Origin of the sequence: Lonsdalea britannica (assembly GCF_003515985.1) — a bacterium.
In the GTDB taxonomy this organism is placed as follows: Bacteria; Pseudomonadota; Gammaproteobacteria; order Enterobacterales; family Enterobacteriaceae; genus Lonsdalea; species Lonsdalea britannica.
Map to the genome: position 1 here is coordinate 3,331,273 of NZ_CP023009.1, position 17,019 is coordinate 3,348,291.

Below are 17,019 nucleotides of genomic sequence, written 5' to 3' on the forward strand. Positions count from 1 at the left end.
TTCTTCACATTATCTGTCTCCCGGGTTGACCTCAAAACATGGCATAACGCCCAGCCACCCTTTTCAGCGTCACGCGACGAAGGTTTATTCACCACGATATCTTATTTTTGCTTCGTTGTTTGCCAATGACGCGTGTAGGTAAATACGTCACATAGAGATCCGTCTGCCTAATTCTCTCGGAAACCATTCATCAACCGCGATGATCGATAGCGTTCATTCATCGTGCTCATCGCCCTTCCGCGGCTCATGAAAAGTCAAAATACCATCGCGCTCAATCATGCAAATTATCGGCAACAGGGCGTTCTGTGTTCTGTGTCTGTGTCTGTGTCTGTGTTCAATATAGTGCGCGCCTTGGAGAGATTATCTCTGTCGGCATGATGTCGTCCTGTTAAGGCGCATGCTTCATCGCGCAGGACGCTCACAGTAGGGATAGGCACAAGCAAAAGGGGCAAATCACAAATAGAAAAAAGGCGCCCTTTGACAGGCGCCTTTTAAAATTTCTTACTTGGCAGTCTATGCACGTAATACCGCGCAAGATGGCATTTATCTATTGCTGTCGATCAGCCGTAGATATTTGCACGATCGCGCAGTTCCTTGCCAGGTTTGAAATGCGGAACGTATTTACCTTCAAGTTCCACTTTCTCACCCGTCTTAGGGTTACGTCCGACACGCGGTGCACGGTAGTGAAGTGAGAAACTGCCGAACCCACGGATCTCAATACGATCGCCTTCTGCCAGCGTACTCGCCATCTGCTCGAGCATCTCTTTCACTGCATCCTCGACCAACTTGGCCGGGATATGAGATTGCTGTCCAGCAAGTCTTTCAATAAGCTCAGACTTGGTCATAGTTCCTCCAAGTATATGGTCAGTTAATACCATAATAACTTACTACCGTTTGAGACCGGACGGCATCTACTGCCGCCCGGTCCACCGTGATTATTCGCCTTTAGCTGCTTTGAAAGCTTCAGCCATTGCATTGGAGAAGTTGCTTTCGTCCTGTTTGTTGTTAACAGTCGCGATTGCATCTTTCTCGTCAGCTTCGTCTTTAGCACGAACAGACAGGCTAACTACGCGGTTCTTACGGTCAACACCGGTGTACTTCGCTTCGACGGAATCGCCAACGCTCAGAACCAGAGTTGCGTCTTCAACGCGGTCACGCGCGGCTTCAGAAGCACGCAGGTAACCTTCAACGCCATCAGCTAATTCAACTGTAGCACCTTTAGCGTCAACGGCAGTAACTTTACCCGTAACAATCGCACCTTTCTTGTTCATAGACAGGTAGTTGTTGAACGGATCTTCAGCCAGCTGTTTAACGCCCAGGGAGATGCGCTCACGCTCTGCATCAACCTGCAGGACAACGGCAGCGATTTCGTCGCCTTTCTTGTACTCGCGAACAGCTTCTTCGCCAGCTACGTTCCAGGAGATGTCGGACAGGTGAACCAGACCGTCAATGCCGCCATCCAGACCGATGAAGATACCGAAGTCAGTGATAGACTTGATCTTACCTTCTACGCGGTCACCCTTGTTGTGGGTTTCAGCGAACTGCTGCCACGGGTTGGATTTGCACTGTTTCAGGCCCAGGGAGATACGACGACGTTCTTCGTCGATGTCCAGAACCATAACTTCAACCACGTCGCCCACGTTAACCACTTTGGACGGATGGATGTTTTTGTTGGTCCAATCCATTTCGGAAACGTGAACCAGACCTTCAACGCCTTCTTCGATTTCTACGAAGCAGCCGTAGTCAGTCAGGTTGGTTACGCGACCGGTCAGACGAGTGCTTTCCGGGTAACGTTTAGCGATAGCAACCCAAGGATCTTCGCCCAGCTGTTTCAGACCCAGAGATACACGGGTACGTTCGCGGTCGAATTTCAGCACCTTAACATTGATTTCATCGCCCACGTTGACGATTTCGCTCGGATGCTTAACGCGTTTCCAAGCCATGTCAGTGATGTGCAGCAGGCCGTCAACGCCGCCCAGATCAACGAATGCACCGTAGTCAGTGAGGTTCTTAACGATACCTTTAACTTCCATGCCTTCCTGCAGGTTTTCCAGCAGCTGATCGCGCTCTGCGCTGTTTTCGGATTCGATAACTGCACGGCGGGAAACCACAACGTTGTTACGTTTCTGGTCCAGCTTGATCACTTTGAACTCAAGCTCTTTGCCTTCCAGGTGCAGCGTGTCGCGTACCGGACGAACGTCTACCAGGGAGCCCGGCAGGAACGCACGAATACCGTTCAGCTCAACGGTGAAACCGCCTTTAACTTTACCGTTGATAACACCGGTAACAGTCGCAGCTTCTTCGTAAGCTTTTTCCAGCATCAGCCATGCTTCGTGACGCTTAGCTTTCTCACGGGACAGCAGAGTTTCGCCGAAGCCGTCTTCGACAGCGTCCAGTGCAACGTCAACTTCATCGCCAACCTGAATTTCAATTTCGCCCTGCGCGTTCTTGAACTGCTCAGCCGGAATGGCGGACTCAGATTTCAGACCGGCGTCAACCAGTACGACATCTTTGTCGATAGCAACAACAACACCGCGAACGATGGAACCCGGACGGGTTTCGATTTCTTTCAGGGATTCTTCAAAGAGTTGAGCAAAAGATTCAGTCATGTTGATAATCTTAGGGTTTCTTAATTTAACGTCCATCTGGCATCCTGCTCGATGGGGCTGTTTCACATACCTCGCTACGCATCCTTACAGCGAGGTGGGATTATTTATTGGTTGGCCGGACCCAGCTTCTGACTTACATAGGCCAGCGCCCTTTCAACCACTTCATCTAGCGACATCTCGGTCGAGTCCAGCACCAGAGCTTCCGGCGCCGGCACCAACGGTGCGACGGCTCGATTACGATCGCGATCGTCGCGTTCTTTAATCTCGGATAAAAGACGTTCAAAGTTAACACTAAAGCCCTTCGCCTGCAACTGCAGCATGCGGCGCTGCGCACGCTCTTCCGCGCTGGCGTCGAGGAAAATCTTTACAGCCGCATCGGGAAAGACGACGGTTCCCATATCCCGACCATCGGCTATGAGCCCAGGCGCCTCGCGAAAAGCGCGCTGACGCCGCAATAGCGCTTCGCGAACGCGGGGAAATGCTGCGGTCTGCGACGCCGTATTACCCACTTCTTCGGTGCGGATTTCCAGACTGACGTCTTCACCTTCCAACACCACTTTTAACTGCCCGTCTTCGGGGACGAAACGGACATCAAGGTGCGTCGCCAGCGGCACCAGCGCTTCTTCAGAGTGGATATCTACCTGGTGGTGCAGCGCCGCCAGCGCCAGTACGCGATAGATAGCACCGGAATCCAACAGGTTCCAATGCAACGCTTCCGCTAATGCTTTGCATAGCGTGCCTTTGCCCGCGCCACTTGGCCCGTCAACCGTAATTACCGGTGCAGTCACCGCCATGTTCTTCTCCTTCACACAGGGAAAATCTTCGTGCCATTGTAGACAATAAAGTCAGCCATTATACGCCGACATAGCGATAAACATTAAATAAAAGACTTATACCTAGTGAATATCCGGCGAATTCTTATACGAATAGCGGATAAAACTATTCAGGGAGGCGTGATCCCCCCTGAAATAACAGGAGTTAAGCAAACTGACTCAGTCGTGCCAATTGCTCGAAATAGTCGGGGAAGGTTTTCGCCGTGCATTTGGGGTCGAGGATCGTCACAGGCGTATCAGAGAGTGCCAACAACGAGAAACACATCGCCATACGGTGGTCGTTATAGGTGCCGATTTCGGCTGACGTCAACTGCTTCGGCGGGGTGATGCGGATGTAATCATGCCCTTCTTCCACTTCTGCGCCGGCTTTGCGCAGCTCGGTCGCCATCGCCGCCAGACGATCGGTTTCTTTGACGCGCCAATTGTAAATATTGCGCAGCGTAGTCGTGCCGCCTTCCGCGAACATCGCCGCAGTCGCGATAGTCATCGCCGCGTCGGGAATGTGATTCATGTCCATATCAATGGCGTGCAAGGCGTTGCGCTCGCATTCGATATAATCATCGCCCCAACGAATAATCGCGCCCATTTTTTCCAGCACATCCGCAAAACGCACATCGCCCTGAACGCTGTTACGCCCCACGCCGGTCACCCGCACGACGCCGCCCCGAATGGCGCCGGCGGCCAGGAAATAAGACGCGGAAGACGCATCCCCTTCCACCAAATAATCGCCCGGCGAGCGATAACGCTGCTGACCCGCGATCTGGAACGTTTGATAATCGTTGTTTTCAACGGTGATACCGAACGTTTCCATCATATGCAACGTAATGTCGATGTACGGTTTGGAAACCAAATCACCCTTGATGCTGATGCGCGTATCCTGAGGCGCCAGCGGGGACATCATCAGTAACGCCGTCAGGAACTGGCTCGATACGCTGCCGTCTACTGTAATATCGTCACCCTGGAAACCCCCGTGCAACCGCAGCGGCGGGTAGTTTTCCTGCTCCAGATAGTCGATACGCGCCCCGCCCTGACGCAGAGAGTCCACCAGGTGACCAATGGGGCGTTCTTTCATACGCGGTTCACCCGTCAGGATGACATCCCCTTCCGTCAAGCACAGCGCGGCGGCCAGAGGACGCATTGCTGTTCCGGCATTGCCAAGGAACAATTCAAGCGGCTCGCTGACGTGAAACGGACGGCCAAGCCCCACGATATCGCACTGGGTACGGTCGGCAGACAATTGATAGCTGACGCCCAGCGCTTTGAGCGCGTTCAACATGTGCCGCACATCGTCGCTATCCAGTAAATTGGTTAAACGCGTCGTGCCTTCTGCCAGCGCCGCCAGCAGCAGCGCACGATTAGAGACGCTTTTCGAGCCAGGAAGATTGATCGTGCCATTAACACGTTTTACGGGTTGTAGGGTCAGGGATTCCTGCATGTGAATTGTTGTCTCCAAAATATTGATACAAAAAACCCGGTATCAGACCGGGGTTTTTAAAGAGAGCGACCACGGCCGCATGATACGGCAATCAGCCGTGGCGACGTTCGAAGTCAGCCATAAACTCGGTCAATGTCTTCACGCCTTCCAGGGGCATCGCATTATAGATGGATGCACGCATACCGCCAACGGCCCGGTGGCCTTTCAGCGCATGCAGGCCGGCCTGCTGCGCTTCTTGCAGAAATACGCTATCCAACGCAGGGTCTGCCAGCAGGAATGGCACATTCATTCGTGAGCGGTTAGATAACGCAACGTCGTTACTATAAAAATCGCCGCGGTCGATGGCGGAATACAGCAGGTCGGCTTTGGCCTGATTCCGTTTTTCCATTTCAACCAAACCGCCCTGCGCTTTTAGCCATTTGAACACCAAACCAGAGAGGTACCATGCAAAGGTCGGCGGCGTATTGTACATGGATCCATTGTCGGCCAGAATTTTGTAATCCAGCATAGACGGCAATTCCCGGCGGGATTTACCCAGCAAATCATCACGGACAATCACCAGCGTCAAACCCGCAGGCCCGATATTTTTCTGTGCGCCGGCGTAGATCACACCGTAACGGGTAACGTCGATAGCGCGGGACAAAATGCTTGAGGAGTAGTCGGCCACGACCACTTTGTCGCCGAAATCAGGCTGCTCTTCGATAGCCATGCCGTCGATAGTTTCATTCGGGCAGTAATGGACGAATGCGGCGTCGTCCGACAGCGCCCACTCGTTCATAGGCTTCACCGCACGCTGGCCGTCGACACGCGTTTTCACGTCGACGACGTTGGGCGTGCCATATTTTTGTGCTTCATTAATGGCGCTGTGGGCCCAATAGCCGCCGTCGATATAGTCAGCCTTGGTATTGTCGCCTAGCAGGTTCATCGGAACCGCCGCGAACTGCGCTCGCGCACCGCCGTGGCAGAAAAGAACTTTATAGTTGGAGGGGATATTGAGGAGGTCGCGCAGATCCTGTTCAGACTCGGTAGCGACCTGGATAAATTCTTTGCTGCGATGGCTGATTTCCATCACCGACGTGCCCAGACCCTGCCAGTTACACAATTCCTGTTGCGCTTGACGCATTACATCGGCCGGCAGCATCGCCGGACCGGCGCTAAAATTAAAAACCTGAGTCATTTCCCCTCACCACACTCTGTCTAAATGATAAAAATGGCGACCTGAGTCGTCGCTGGTTTTGCTTGGTTATTGGTTTTATCACTCGTTATTCGCGCCTGCAACGCTTATTCACCCCGGTTGCCGAAAACGTTGCCAACCGAGCGCCGACGCCGTCCCTCTAGCTGTTGCTCGCCTGTTACAGAGAATAAATAGAGTCGGCGCATAAAAGTCCGTATCATGCCTTTTTTGCAAAAAAACAACCGAGTGAGCAACATGACCCAAACGTTTATCCCAGGCAAAGACGCCGCCCTGGAAGACTCCATCGCCCGTTTTCAACAGCAGCTCCAAGACCTGGGGTTCAACATCGAAGAAGCCTCATGGCTGAATCCGGTGCCTAACGTCTGGTCCGTCCACATCCGCGACCGTGATTGCGCGTTGTGTTTCACCAACGGTAAAGGCGCGACGAAAAAAGCGGCCTTGGCTTCCGCGCTCGGCGAATATTTCGAGCGCCTGTCCACCAACTACTTCTTTGCCGATTTCTATTTAGGCCAAAACATCGCTAACGGCGATTTCGTCCACTATCCGGACGAAAAATGGTTCGCCCTGCCCGAGGATGACACGCTGCCCGAAGGTATCCTCGATGAGCGTCTGCACGCTTTCTACGATCCCGAACAGGAATTGACCGCGAGCGACCTGATCGATTTGCAATCCGGCCATGCCGAGCGCGGTATCTGCGCGCTGCCGTTCACACGCCAGTCCGATCTCCAGACGGCCTATATCCCGGTCAACATTATCGGCAACCTGTATGTCTCTAACGGAATGTCCGCAGGCAACAGCGCGAATGAAGCACGCGTGCAGGGACTGTCCGAAGTGTTCGAACGCTACGTGAAAAACAGAATCATCGCGGAAGCCATCAGCCTGCCGAAAATTCCGGCGGATGTACTGTCCCGCTATCCGGGCGTCGTCGAATCCATCGCCACGCTCGAGCAGGAAGGCTTTCCGATTTTCGCCTTTGACGCTTCGCTGGGCGGGAAATATCCGGTGATCTGCGTGGTGTTGTTTAATCCGGCCAACGGCACATGCTTCGCCTCCTTCGGCGCACACCCTGATTTCGGCGTCGCGCTGGAGCGCACGGTTACAGAACTCCTGCAGGGACGCGGCCTGAAAGATCTGGATGTTTTCACTCCGCCGACTTTCGATAATGAAGAAGTCGCCGAGCATACTAATCTGGAGACACATTTTATCGACTCCAGCGGTCTGATCTCCTGGGATCTCTTCAAAGACGAGTCAGACTACACCTTTAGCGATTGGGACTTTAGCGGTACGACCGAGCAGGAGTTCGCGACGTTGATGGAGATCTTCCGCGCGGAAGATAAAGAAGTGTATATCGCCGATTACGAACATCTCTCTGTGTACGCTTGCCGTATTCTGGTGCCGGGGATGTCTGACATTTACCCCGCCGAAGATCTGCTGCTGGCAAACAACAGCATGGGCGCGCACCTGCGCGAAACGTTGCTGGCGTTACCGGACAGCCAATTTGAGCAGGAAGACTATCTGGCGCTGCTACAGCAGTTAGACGATGAAGGACTGGATGACTTTACCCGCGTGCGCGAACTGCTGGGTATTGCGACTGGCAAAGATAATGGTTGGTTCACGCTGCGTGTCGGGGAACTCAAATCCATGCTGGCGCTGGCGGGCGGCGATCTGGAACAGGCGCTGAGCTGGGTTGAGTGGTCGCAGGACTTCAACCAGTCAGTCTTCAGTCCTGAGCACAGCAACTACTATCGTTGCCTACAAACCTTGCTGGAACTGGCGCTGGAGCCTGAAAGAGAAGCTGCGCAATATTACGATGCGTTGGTCAAGATGTACGGCGGCGATACGGTTGAGCATGCCAGCGCAGCCATTGCCGGGGAATCCTGCTTCTATAAGCTTTTCTCCGTCGACGCTGCGCTGACCGCGTTGCCAGCACATCAGTCGCTATTGGCAGCTTATGAAAAGCTGCAGCAAGCCAAACGCAAGCACTGGCAGTCCTAACCCTCCTATCAATACGGCAGGCATATGCTTGCCGTACTTCACCATGATCCCATTTTTTATTAGTGGGATATATATTTACACTCCGATGGATTCCCATCGCTGCAACAATGCTTTACACTCCCCGCGGCTGTTCGCCCCCGGTTTCCATTTTTCGTCAGCCTCAATTATTCCAGATTAAATTCAGGGTTATTTTTACCTAACACCTTAATTTAATTATGGATATTATTTTTGATGTTACTACTTGGTTAAATTTCGACTAGTGGCGAAGAATTTAACCGCTATAATTATAAAATAAATGCTGTTTTTAATAAAAAAACCCTATTTCAACGCACCTCCTTAAACGATCTTTATATTTTTTAAAAAATATTTTTTCGTTAAAATTCATTCGGTTAACCTTGATTGCATGGTGTTTTGAGGGACTTGAGGCCTGTCAAGTACCCGCCATTATGATCCATGTCAAATTTCGCATTAATATGCTTTGTTAATATCACTGCGCTGATAAACTTTAAGAGAGAGTTAGTGTGAAAGCTGACAACCCCTTTACTCTGCTACTACCGGCAGCAATGGCAAAAGTTGCGGAAGATGCAGGTGTCTATAAAGCGACAAAAAAACCGCTGACTACATTTTCCCTCGCGATAAGTGCGGGAGTTTTCATCTCCATCGCATTTGTTTTCTACATCACTGCCACGACAGGGTCGGCCTCCATGCCTTTCGGCATGGCCAAACTGGTCGGCGGTATCTGCTTCTCTCTGGGGCTGATGCTGGTGGTGGTCTGCGGCGCAGACTTGTTTACGTCCACGGTGTTGATTCTTGTGGCTAAGGCCAGTGACCGCATTACCTGGCGTCAGTTAGGCTGCAACTGGGTGAACGTCTATTTTGGGAACCTGGTGGGAGCGCTGATCTTCGTTGCGCTGATTTGGTTCTCAGGCGAGCACATGGTCGCTAACGGCGCGTGGGGTTTGAATATCCTGCAAACCGCGAATCACAAGCTGGAGCATACGTTCACTGAGGCACTATGCCTCGGCATTCTGGCGAATCTAATGGTCTGTTTGGCCGTCTGGATGAGTTACTCCGGCCGTACCCTGCTCGACAAATGTCTGGTGATGGTTTTGCCGGTCGCCATGTTTGTCGCTAGCGGCTTCGAGCATAGCATTGCAAACATGTTCATGATTCCTATGGGAATTGTGATTAAAAACTTCGCTTCGGAAGAGTTCTGGCATGCCATTGGAATGGCGCCGAGCCAATTCGAACACCTGACCATCCACAATTTTATTGTCGATAACCTGATCCCGGTCACTATCGGCAACATCATTGGTGGCGGGTTGTTGGTAGGCTTAACTTATTGGGTTATTTATTTGCGCGGTGGAGACAAGCACTAGGGTGTTATCGGCCGCAACATCGGGTTTTAAAAATCCATATAAAAGGTAGGTGTAAAATGACCGATCTGAATGAAAAATTAGCCAACGCATGGCAAGGTTTTAGCAAAGGTGAATGGCAGAATGAAGTCAATGTTCGTGACTTCATCCAGAAAAACTACACGCCGTATGAAGGCGATGAGTCTTTCCTGGCGGGCGCTACTCCTGCGACTAGCGCGCTGTGGGATAAAGTTATGGAAGGTATCAAACAGGAAAACCGCACTCATGCGCCTGTTGATTTCGATACTGACCTTGCTGCCACCATCACCTCGCATGATGCCGGCTACATCGATAACAACCTCGAAAAAGTGGTTGGTCTTCAGACCGATGCTCCGCTGAAACGCGCGCTTATCCCCTTCGGCGGCATCAAGATGGTTGAAGGTTCTTGCAAAGCGTACAACCGCGAGCTGGATCCGGAACTGAAAAAAATCTTCACCGAATACCGCAAAACTCACAACCAGGGCGTGTTTGACGTTTATACCCCGGACATCCTGCGTTGCCGTAAATCCGGTGTTCTGACCGGTCTGCCGGATGCGTATGGCCGTGGCCGTATCATCGGTGACTACCGTCGCGTTGCGCTGTACGGTATCGACTACCTGATGAAAGAGAAATTCGCACAGTTCAGCTCTCTGCAGAGCAAACTGGAAAATGGCGAAGATCTCGAAGCCACTATCCGTCTGCGTGAAGAAATTGCTGAACAGCATCGCGCTCTGGGACAGATCAAAGAAATGGCAGCCAAATATGGTTGCGATATCTCTGCTCCGGCAACGACTGCTCAGGAAGCGGTACAGTGGACTTACTTCGGCTACCTGGCTGCCGTTAAGTCTCAGAACGGCGCCGCAATGTCCTTCGGTCGCGTATCCACCTTCCTGGATATCTTCATCGAACGCGATCTGAAAGCAGGCAAAATCACCGAACAGGACGCTCAGGAACTGATCGACCACCTGGTCATGAAACTGCGTATGGTTCGCTTCCTGCGTACCCCTGAATACGATGAGCTGTTCTCCGGCGACCCGATCTGGGCAACTGAATCTCTGGCCGGTATGGGCCTGGATGGTCGTACGCTGGTCACCAAAACCAGCTTCCGTTTCCTGAACACCCTGTACACCATGGGGCCGTCTCCGGAACCGAACATGACCATCCTGTGGTCTGAAAAACTGCCGTCAAACTTCAAAAAATACGCGGCTAAAGTCTCCATCGATACCTCTTCTCTGCAGTACGAGAATGATGATCTGATGCGCCCTGACTTCGACAATGATGACTACGCCATTGCCTGTTGCGTTAGCCCGATGGTTGTGGGCAAGCAGATGCAGTTCTTCGGCGCTCGTGCCAACCTGGCGAAAACCATGCTGTATGCAATCAACGGCGGCATGGACGAAAAAATGAAGATGCAGGTAGGCCCGAAATCTGCACCGATCCTGAGCGAAACCCTGAACTTCGACGAAGTCATGGAACGTATGGATCACTTCATGGACTGGCTGGCAAAACAGTACGTCACCGCGCTGAACATCATCCACTACATGCATGATAAGTACAGCTACGAAGCCTCTCTGATGGCGCTGCACGACCGTGATGTGTATCGCACCATGGCATGCGGCATCGCCGGTCTGTCTGTTGCAGCTGACTCCCTGTCCGCCATCAAATATGCCAAAGTTAAACCTGTCCGTGACGAAGACGGCCTGGCTATCGACTTTGACATCGAAGGCGAATACCCGCAGTTCGGTAACAACGACCCGCGCGTTGATGACCTGGCCTGTGACCTGGTTGAACGCTTCATGAAGAAAATTCAGAAGCTGAACACTTACCGCAATGCAGTACCGACTCAGTCTGTACTGACCATCACGTCCAACGTGGTATACGGTAAGAAAACCGGTAACACTCCGGATGGTCGTCGCGCTGGCGCGCCGTTCGGACCGGGTGCTAACCCGATGCACGGCCGTGACCAGAAAGGTGCTGTAGCCTCTCTGACCTCTGTCGCTAAACTGCCGTTTGCTTACGCGAAAGATGGTATTTCTTATACCTTCTCTATCGTGCCGAACGCACTGGGTAAAGACGACGATGTCCGTAAAGCCAACCTGGCTGGCCTGATGGATGGTTACTTCCACCACGAAGCATCTAACAGCGTAGAAGGTGGTCAGCACCTGAACGTGAACGTGATGAACCGTGAAATGTTGCTCGACGCAATGGAAAACCCGGAAAAATATCCGCAGTTGACCATCCGTGTTTCTGGTTACGCAGTACGCTTTAACTCGCTGACCAAAGAACAGCAGCAGGACGTCATCACGCGTACCTTCACGCAGTCCATCTGATTATCATGTCTGCCTGAAAAGGCGTAAAATAAAGGCTCCACTCTGTGGGGCCTTTTTTCACCGCTTCGCCGGAGTATTGAGAGCCTGTTTTGTCAGCCCGCCGTGACCGTTTAACGAGGGATGGCTGCCAAAACAGATTCGACGCAGCGTCATCCTGCTGTAAGTCATGCATGATGGCGTCATTCTGCGCCCCAGCTGGCCGCTATTGTTCGGCCCAACCCGGAGAAACCTCGCAATGTCAGTAATTGGTCGTATTCACTCTTTCGAATCCTGTGGAACCGTCGATGGTCCAGGCATTCGCTTCATCGTCTTCTTTCAGGGATGCTTGATGCGCTGCCTCTACTGCCACAACCGCGATACCTGGGATACCCACGGTGGCAAAGAGATTACGGTAGAAGAGCTGATGAAAGAGGTGGTCACCTATCGTCATTACATGAATGCATCCGGCGGCGGCGTCACAGCCTCCGGCGGAGAGGCCATTTTGCAGGCTGAATTCGTCCGCGATTGGTTTCGCGCTTGTCAGGAGCAAGGCATCAACACCTGTCTTGATACCAACGGATTCGTTCGCCGTTACGATCCGGTGATCGATGAACTGCTCGATGCCACCGATTTGGTGATGCTGGATTTAAAGCAGCTTGACGACACGATCCATCAGAACCTAGTGGGTGTTTCCAATCATCGCACGCTGGAATTTGCACGTTATCTCGCCAAACGTCAGCAAAGAACGTGGATTCGCTATGTGGTCGTCCCCGGCTGGTCTGACGACGATAAGTCAGCACATATGCTGGGTGAGTTCACCCAAGAGATGGGCAATATCGAGAAGATTGAACTCCTGCCCTACCATGAGCTGGGTAAACATAAATGGGTGGCTATGGGTGAGGAATACCAGTTGGATGGCGTGAAGCCCCCAAAAGCGGAGACCATGGACCGCGTGAAATCGATTCTTGAAAGCTACGGCCACCACGTCGTTTATTGACACTGACGGCGAGCCGGTCAATCTATGACCGGCTGATTGACTGATTCGTTAAGCCGCCGCCAGCGGATTGGGATGTTGGTGATTGGCTTTTTTAAGCAACATCACCAAATAACAAAAAGCGATGGCGCCGATCAGGACGAACAGTAATTTATCGGAATAGGATTGCATCAGCATCGCCGCCAAACTGGGTCCTGTCAGGCTACCTATCGTATAGCTCAGCAACAAAGCCTGATTCATCGCAACCAACTCTCCCGCCGCCACTTTCTCGCAGGCCCAGGACATAGCCACGGGATAGAGCGTAAATGCCGCGCAGCCCAGAATGAATAACGCCGGCACCATCGCATACCGACTGAAACCCAACATCATGATACAGCCGATGATCACCGCGAATACCAGCACTCTCAGCACCATCAGGCGACCATAGCGGTCCGCCATTTTGCCGACCGGCCATTGTCCAAAAATACCGGCGCTAATCAGCAATGCCATCCAATAACCGACCTGTGCGTCACTCATTCCCTGATGGGCCAGATAGAGCGGCATCAGACCATACATCGACCCCAAGATGATGCCGGAAATCACGCAGCCGTTAATGCCTAAACGGGCCGTACGGTAACGTAACATCTGCCAAACATTCACCTTGTGCGTCATTATTTGCGGCGGAGAAAGTCGGGCAAACAGCATCGGTAATACGCTGAGCACGACCAGTACGACCGCCCACGGCAAGACGCTGAAAACATCAGTATGAACCATGCTAAGAAGCAGTTGACCGACGACGCTCCCCAGATAGTACGCCATCATGTACGCCGCCAGCAGTTGCCCCCGGTTAGTCGCATGGCCGCTGCACAACAAAGCGCTCTCAACCACGACCCATATCAATGCGCAGCCAACGCCCGCAATGAAGCGCCACAGCAGCCAGCTCCAAAAATCAACCGACAACGCCAAGGCTGCGGTGGCGATAGCCAGCAGGATCGCGGCGAAGTAATAAGAGCGGTTAAATCCAAACCGATGGATCAAGGCCCCGGCCAACAACGTTCCAATTAGGTTGCCACTGAAGTAAGAGGACCCCACCAGCCCGACTTGCCATACAGAGAGCTGTTGAGCATTCAACCAAAGGGGGACAAGCGTATTGAGCACAGCAATGCAGACCGTTAGCAGCAGTAAACCGCTAAGCAGCAAAATGACCGGGCGCGTATAGGTGAACATGGGTCGATGACCATGAGAGAAGATATTTTGCGCGCATCATGCCACCAGCAAAGTTAAAGTCAATCCGTGTTGAGAGAGTAACCGCACGATTTGTTCATGGCCTGACACCGCGGCGCCCTGCAGCGTCTTATCGAGCCCGAGTTTGCAGCAGCTTTTACGATAATAGTCTTTTCTTATGATCGCTTGATCTCGCATTCATCTCTGCCAGATTCCGGGGAAGAACGCCCTGATTTTTACCTTAAAAGGCGACAGTCCAGGCATAAAAAAAGCGCCCCTGAGGGCGCTTTTTCAGCAAAGGTGATTTAACCGATGAATTCCAGACCGTTCATATACGGACGCAGCACTTCCGGCACTTCGATGCGGCCATCCGCCTGCTGGTAGTTTTCCATTACGGCGACCAATGCGCGGCCCACCGCCAGACCAGAGCCGTTCAGCGTGTGTACCAAACGGGTTTTCTTGTCACCTTTGGTACGGCAACGAGTCTGCATACGACGTGCCTGGAAATCCCACATATTGGAGCAAGAGGAGATTTCACGGTAGGTGTTCTGCGCCGGCAGCCACACTTCCAGATCGTAAGTTTTGCAAGAGCCAAAGCCCATATCGCCCGTGCACAGCAGCACTTTGCGATAAGGCAGGTTCAGCAACTGCAAGATTTTTTCCGCGTGGCCGGTCAACTCTTCCAGCGCTTGCATGGAGTCTTCCGGGCGAACAATCTGCACCATCTCGACTTTATCGAACTGATGGACACGAATCAGACCGCGAGTATCACGACCGTAAGAGCCCGCTTCAGAGCGGAAACACGGTGTGTGCGCCGTCATTTTGATCGGCAATGACTCTTCGTCCAGGATCTCGTTACGCACCAGATTGGTCAGCGGTACTTCCGCCGTTGGGATCAGCGCATAGTTGCTGCTGTCAGCCTCTTCCGACAACGGTTTGGTGTGGAACAGGTCTTCACCAAACTTCGGCAGCTGGCCTGTACCATACAGGGAATCCTGATTGACCAGATACGGGACATAAGCTTCGAGGTATCCATGCTGCTCGGTATGCTGATCCAGCATGAATTGGGCAAGCGCACGGTGCATACGCGCAATCTGTCCGCGCATGACGGAGAAACGCGAACCGGTCAGTTTGACGCCATCGGCCATGCTCAGGCCTTGATTGATTTCACCCAAATCGACGTGATCGCGAGGTTCAAAGCCCAGCTGGCGCGGCTCGCCCCAGCGGCTGATTTCCTGATTTTCAGTATCGTCCTTACCTAACGGCACACAGTCGTCAGGCAAGTTCGGGATCGTCAAAGACAGTTCACGAATCGCGTTTTGGAGCTGCTCGAGTTCTTTTTTTGCGGATTCCAGCTTCTCACCCAATGCGTTAACTTCACGGCGCAGCGGTTCAATATCTTCACCACGTGCTTTAGCCGCACCGATCTCTTTCGATCGGGAGTTACGTTCTGCCAGCAAACTTTCCGTTTCGACCTGTAGCGTTTTGCGACGCGCTTCTTGTGCACGCAGCGCCTCAACATCCAGTGTAAAACCTCGGCGAGCCAGTAGTTTTTCGGCAACTGCGTCTAGCTCATTACGCAGTAAATTGGGATCGAGCATGCTAGTCCTGTGCTTTTTATTGATGGAAGAGATATAACAGCGGGCCTGAAAAGGTCCCTGTAGCAGAAAATATCGGTTGTAACCTTACCGCAACGGGTAGGCTAGCGGTAGCGTTTTGTCGGGCTATTTTGATCCTGAGAGGCCAGCCAGGCGAGCTTTTCACCGATCTTTCCCTCTAAACCGCGAGAGGTTGGATAATAATACTGTGTGGCTGCCATTTCCGAGGGGAAATAGTTCTCGCCCGCCGCATACGCATTGGGTTCATCGTGGGCGTAACGATACTCAGCGCCGAGTCCCATCTCTTTCATCAGTGCGGTTGGCGCATTGCGTAAGTGATCAGGCACATCAAAATCCGGCTTGTCACGCGCATCGCGCATCGCCGACTTGAATGCCGTATAAACGGCATTGCTTTTCGGCGCGCACGCCAGATAGACAATGGCCTGAGCGATCGCCCTTTCCCCTTCGGCGGGGCCCACGCGGGTGAAACAGTCCCACGCCGCAATCGCCACCTGCATACCACGAGGATCGGCGTTCCCCACATCTTCCGAGGCAATCGCCAGTAAACGTCGGGCGACATACAGCGGGTCGCCGCCCGCCGTGATAATACGCGCATACCAGTAAAGTGCCGCATCCGGCGCTGAGCCGCGCACTGATTTATGCAAGGCGGAAATCAGGTCATAATATCGGTCGCCTTTGTTATCAAAACGAGCACTGCGTTCACCGGCGACTTCGTTGAGCAATTCCGGCGTCAGATGACGCTCACCGGCGGCGTCGACTTCCGCCATATCCGACATCATTTCCAGTAAATTGAGTGCACGCCGGGCATCGCCGCTCACGAGCTGAGACAGCAGACGGCGCGTCTCGTCAGGCAAGACGATGTGCTGTTTTCCCAAACCGCGTTCGCTATCCTCCAGCGCCTGAGTCAAGACGACTTCGATATCATCTGCCGTCAGTGCTTTTAATAAGTAAACGCGGGCGCGGGATAACAATGCGGAGTTCAGCTCGAATGAGGGATTCTCTGTCGTCGCGCCAATGAAGGTGATCGTGCCATCCTCGATATGAGGGAGAAAGGCATCCTGTTGGCTTTTATTGAAGCGATGGACTTCGTCCACGAACAGAATGGTGCGGCGTCCTGCATTGCGATTTTGCCGCGCGCGTTCAATCGCCTCACGAATCTCTTTGATGCCGGACGTCACTGCCGAGATGCGTTCCACATCGGCATCCCCGTAACGACCGATCAACTCCGCCAGCGTAGTTTTCCCCGTTCCCGGAGGTCCCCACAGAATCATGGAGTGAAGCTGGCCGGACTCAATCGCACGCGGCAACGGTTTACCCGGCCCCAGCAGATGCTGCTGGCCGATGTACTGGGCTAACGTGACTGGCCGCATACGCGCGGCCAGTGGCTGAAATTCATTCTCGGAAAAATCGAGGGACAGATTACTCACAGACGC

12 protein-coding genes are annotated in these 17,019 nt (G+C 52.8%); 4 read left to right on the top strand and 8 right to left on the bottom strand.

Going from position 1 to position 17,019, the window contains the following annotated elements; genetic code table 11:
• Positions 1-560: 560 nt before the first annotated feature.
• The 5 genes from ihfB to serC form a co-directional block, all read right to left on the bottom strand.
• The gene (gene ihfB, locus CKQ53_RS15330; RefSeq protein ID WP_026740440.1) at positions 561-845 is read right to left on the bottom strand and encodes an integration host factor subunit beta; all 285 of its coding nucleotides are present in this window, start codon (positions 843-845) and stop codon (positions 561-563) included.
• A gap of 90 nt (positions 846-935) precedes the next feature.
• A complete protein-coding gene (gene rpsA / locus CKQ53_RS15335; RefSeq protein ID WP_099045370.1) occupies positions 936-2,609 on the bottom strand; it encodes a 30S ribosomal protein S1 in 1,674 nt (557 codons plus the stop codon).
• A 104-nt stretch (positions 2,610-2,713) separates the two neighbouring features.
• Entirely contained in the window at positions 2,714-3,403 is a 690-nt protein-coding gene (gene cmk, locus CKQ53_RS15340; RefSeq protein ID WP_026740442.1) for a (d)CMP kinase, read from the bottom strand.
• A 184-nt stretch (positions 3,404-3,587) separates the two neighbouring features.
• Positions 3,588-4,877: a 3-phosphoshikimate 1-carboxyvinyltransferase gene (aroA, locus tag CKQ53_RS15345; protein ID WP_094117499.1), complete on the bottom strand. Its 1,290-nt coding sequence runs from the start codon at positions 4,875-4,877 to the stop codon at positions 3,588-3,590.
• Between the two features lie 91 nt (positions 4,878-4,968).
• Positions 4,969-6,054 carry a 3-phosphoserine/phosphohydroxythreonine transaminase gene (gene serC, locus CKQ53_RS15350; protein WP_085651633.1) on the bottom strand — a complete coding sequence of 362 codons (1,086 nt, stop codon included), beginning with the start codon at positions 6,052-6,054 and terminating at the stop codon, positions 4,969-4,971.
• A 252-nt stretch (positions 6,055-6,306) separates the two neighbouring features.
• Here serC and ycaO point away from each other — a divergent pair, with 252 nt between their 5' ends.
• From ycaO to pflA, 4 genes are all read left to right on the top strand, one after another.
• Positions 6,307-8,067: a 30S ribosomal protein S12 methylthiotransferase accessory factor YcaO gene (gene ycaO / locus CKQ53_RS15355; protein WP_094117611.1), complete on the top strand. Its 1,761-nt coding sequence runs from the start codon at positions 6,307-6,309 to the stop codon at positions 8,065-8,067.
• A gap of 521 nt (positions 8,068-8,588) precedes the next feature.
• The gene (gene focA / locus CKQ53_RS15360) at positions 8,589-9,446 is read left to right on the top strand and encodes a formate transporter FocA (protein WP_085653003.1); all 858 of its coding nucleotides are present in this window, start codon (positions 8,589-8,591) and stop codon (positions 9,444-9,446) included.
• A gap of 56 nt (positions 9,447-9,502) precedes the next feature.
• On the top strand, positions 9,503-11,791 hold the full coding sequence (pflB, locus tag CKQ53_RS15365; RefSeq protein WP_085653004.1) for a formate C-acetyltransferase: 2,289 nt from the start codon (positions 9,503-9,505) through the stop codon (positions 11,789-11,791).
• Positions 11,792-12,026: 235 nt separating this feature from the next.
• Positions 12,027-12,767, top strand: coding sequence for a pyruvate formate lyase 1-activating protein (pflA, locus tag CKQ53_RS15375; RefSeq protein WP_085653006.1), 741 nt, complete (start codon positions 12,027-12,029; stop codon positions 12,765-12,767).
• Positions 12,768-12,815: 48 nt separating this feature from the next.
• Here pflA and CKQ53_RS15380 read toward each other — a convergent pair whose 3' ends face one another.
• From CKQ53_RS15380 to CKQ53_RS15390, 3 genes are all read right to left on the bottom strand, one after another.
• On the bottom strand, positions 12,816-13,970 hold the full coding sequence (locus tag CKQ53_RS15380; RefSeq protein ID WP_094117498.1) for an MFS transporter: 1,155 nt from the start codon (positions 13,968-13,970) through the stop codon (positions 12,816-12,818).
• A gap of 302 nt (positions 13,971-14,272) precedes the next feature.
• On the bottom strand, positions 14,273-15,568 hold the full coding sequence (serS, locus tag CKQ53_RS15385) for a serine--tRNA ligase (protein WP_085653008.1): 1,296 nt from the start codon (positions 15,566-15,568) through the stop codon (positions 14,273-14,275).
• A gap of 101 nt (positions 15,569-15,669) precedes the next feature.
• Positions 15,670-17,013: a replication-associated recombination protein A gene (locus tag CKQ53_RS15390; protein WP_085653009.1), complete on the bottom strand. Its 1,344-nt coding sequence runs from the start codon at positions 17,011-17,013 to the stop codon at positions 15,670-15,672.
• Positions 17,014-17,019: the final 6 nt, after the last annotated feature.

Bases quoted from the DNA above. Each gene is read 5' to 3' on its own strand.
- ihfB (WP_026740440.1), bottom strand. From the start codon at position 845: ATGACCAAGTCTGAGCTTATTGAAAGACTTGCTGGACAGCAATCTCAT.
- rpsA (WP_099045370.1), bottom strand. From the start codon at position 2,609: ATGACTGAATCTTTTGCTCAACTCTTTGAAGAATCCCTGAAAGAAATC.
- cmk (WP_026740442.1), bottom strand. From the start codon at position 3,403: ATGGCGGTGACTGCACCGGTAATTACGGTTGACGGGCCAAGTGGCGCG.
- aroA (WP_094117499.1), bottom strand. From the start codon at position 4,877: ATGCAGGAATCCCTGACCCTACAACCCGTAAAACGTGTTAATGGCACG.
- serC (WP_085651633.1), bottom strand. From the start codon at position 6,054: ATGACTCAGGTTTTTAATTTTAGCGCCGGTCCGGCGATGCTGCCGGCC.
- ycaO (WP_094117611.1), top strand. From the start codon at position 6,307: ATGACCCAAACGTTTATCCCAGGCAAAGACGCCGCCCTGGAAGACTCC.
- pflB (WP_085653004.1), top strand. From the start codon at position 9,503: ATGACCGATCTGAATGAAAAATTAGCCAACGCATGGCAAGGTTTTAGC.
- pflA (WP_085653006.1), top strand. From the start codon at position 12,027: ATGTCAGTAATTGGTCGTATTCACTCTTTCGAATCCTGTGGAACCGTC.
- CKQ53_RS15380 (WP_094117498.1), bottom strand. From the start codon at position 13,970: ATGTTCACCTATACGCGCCCGGTCATTTTGCTGCTTAGCGGTTTACTG.
- serS (WP_085653008.1), bottom strand. From the start codon at position 15,568: ATGCTCGATCCCAATTTACTGCGTAATGAGCTAGACGCAGTTGCCGAA.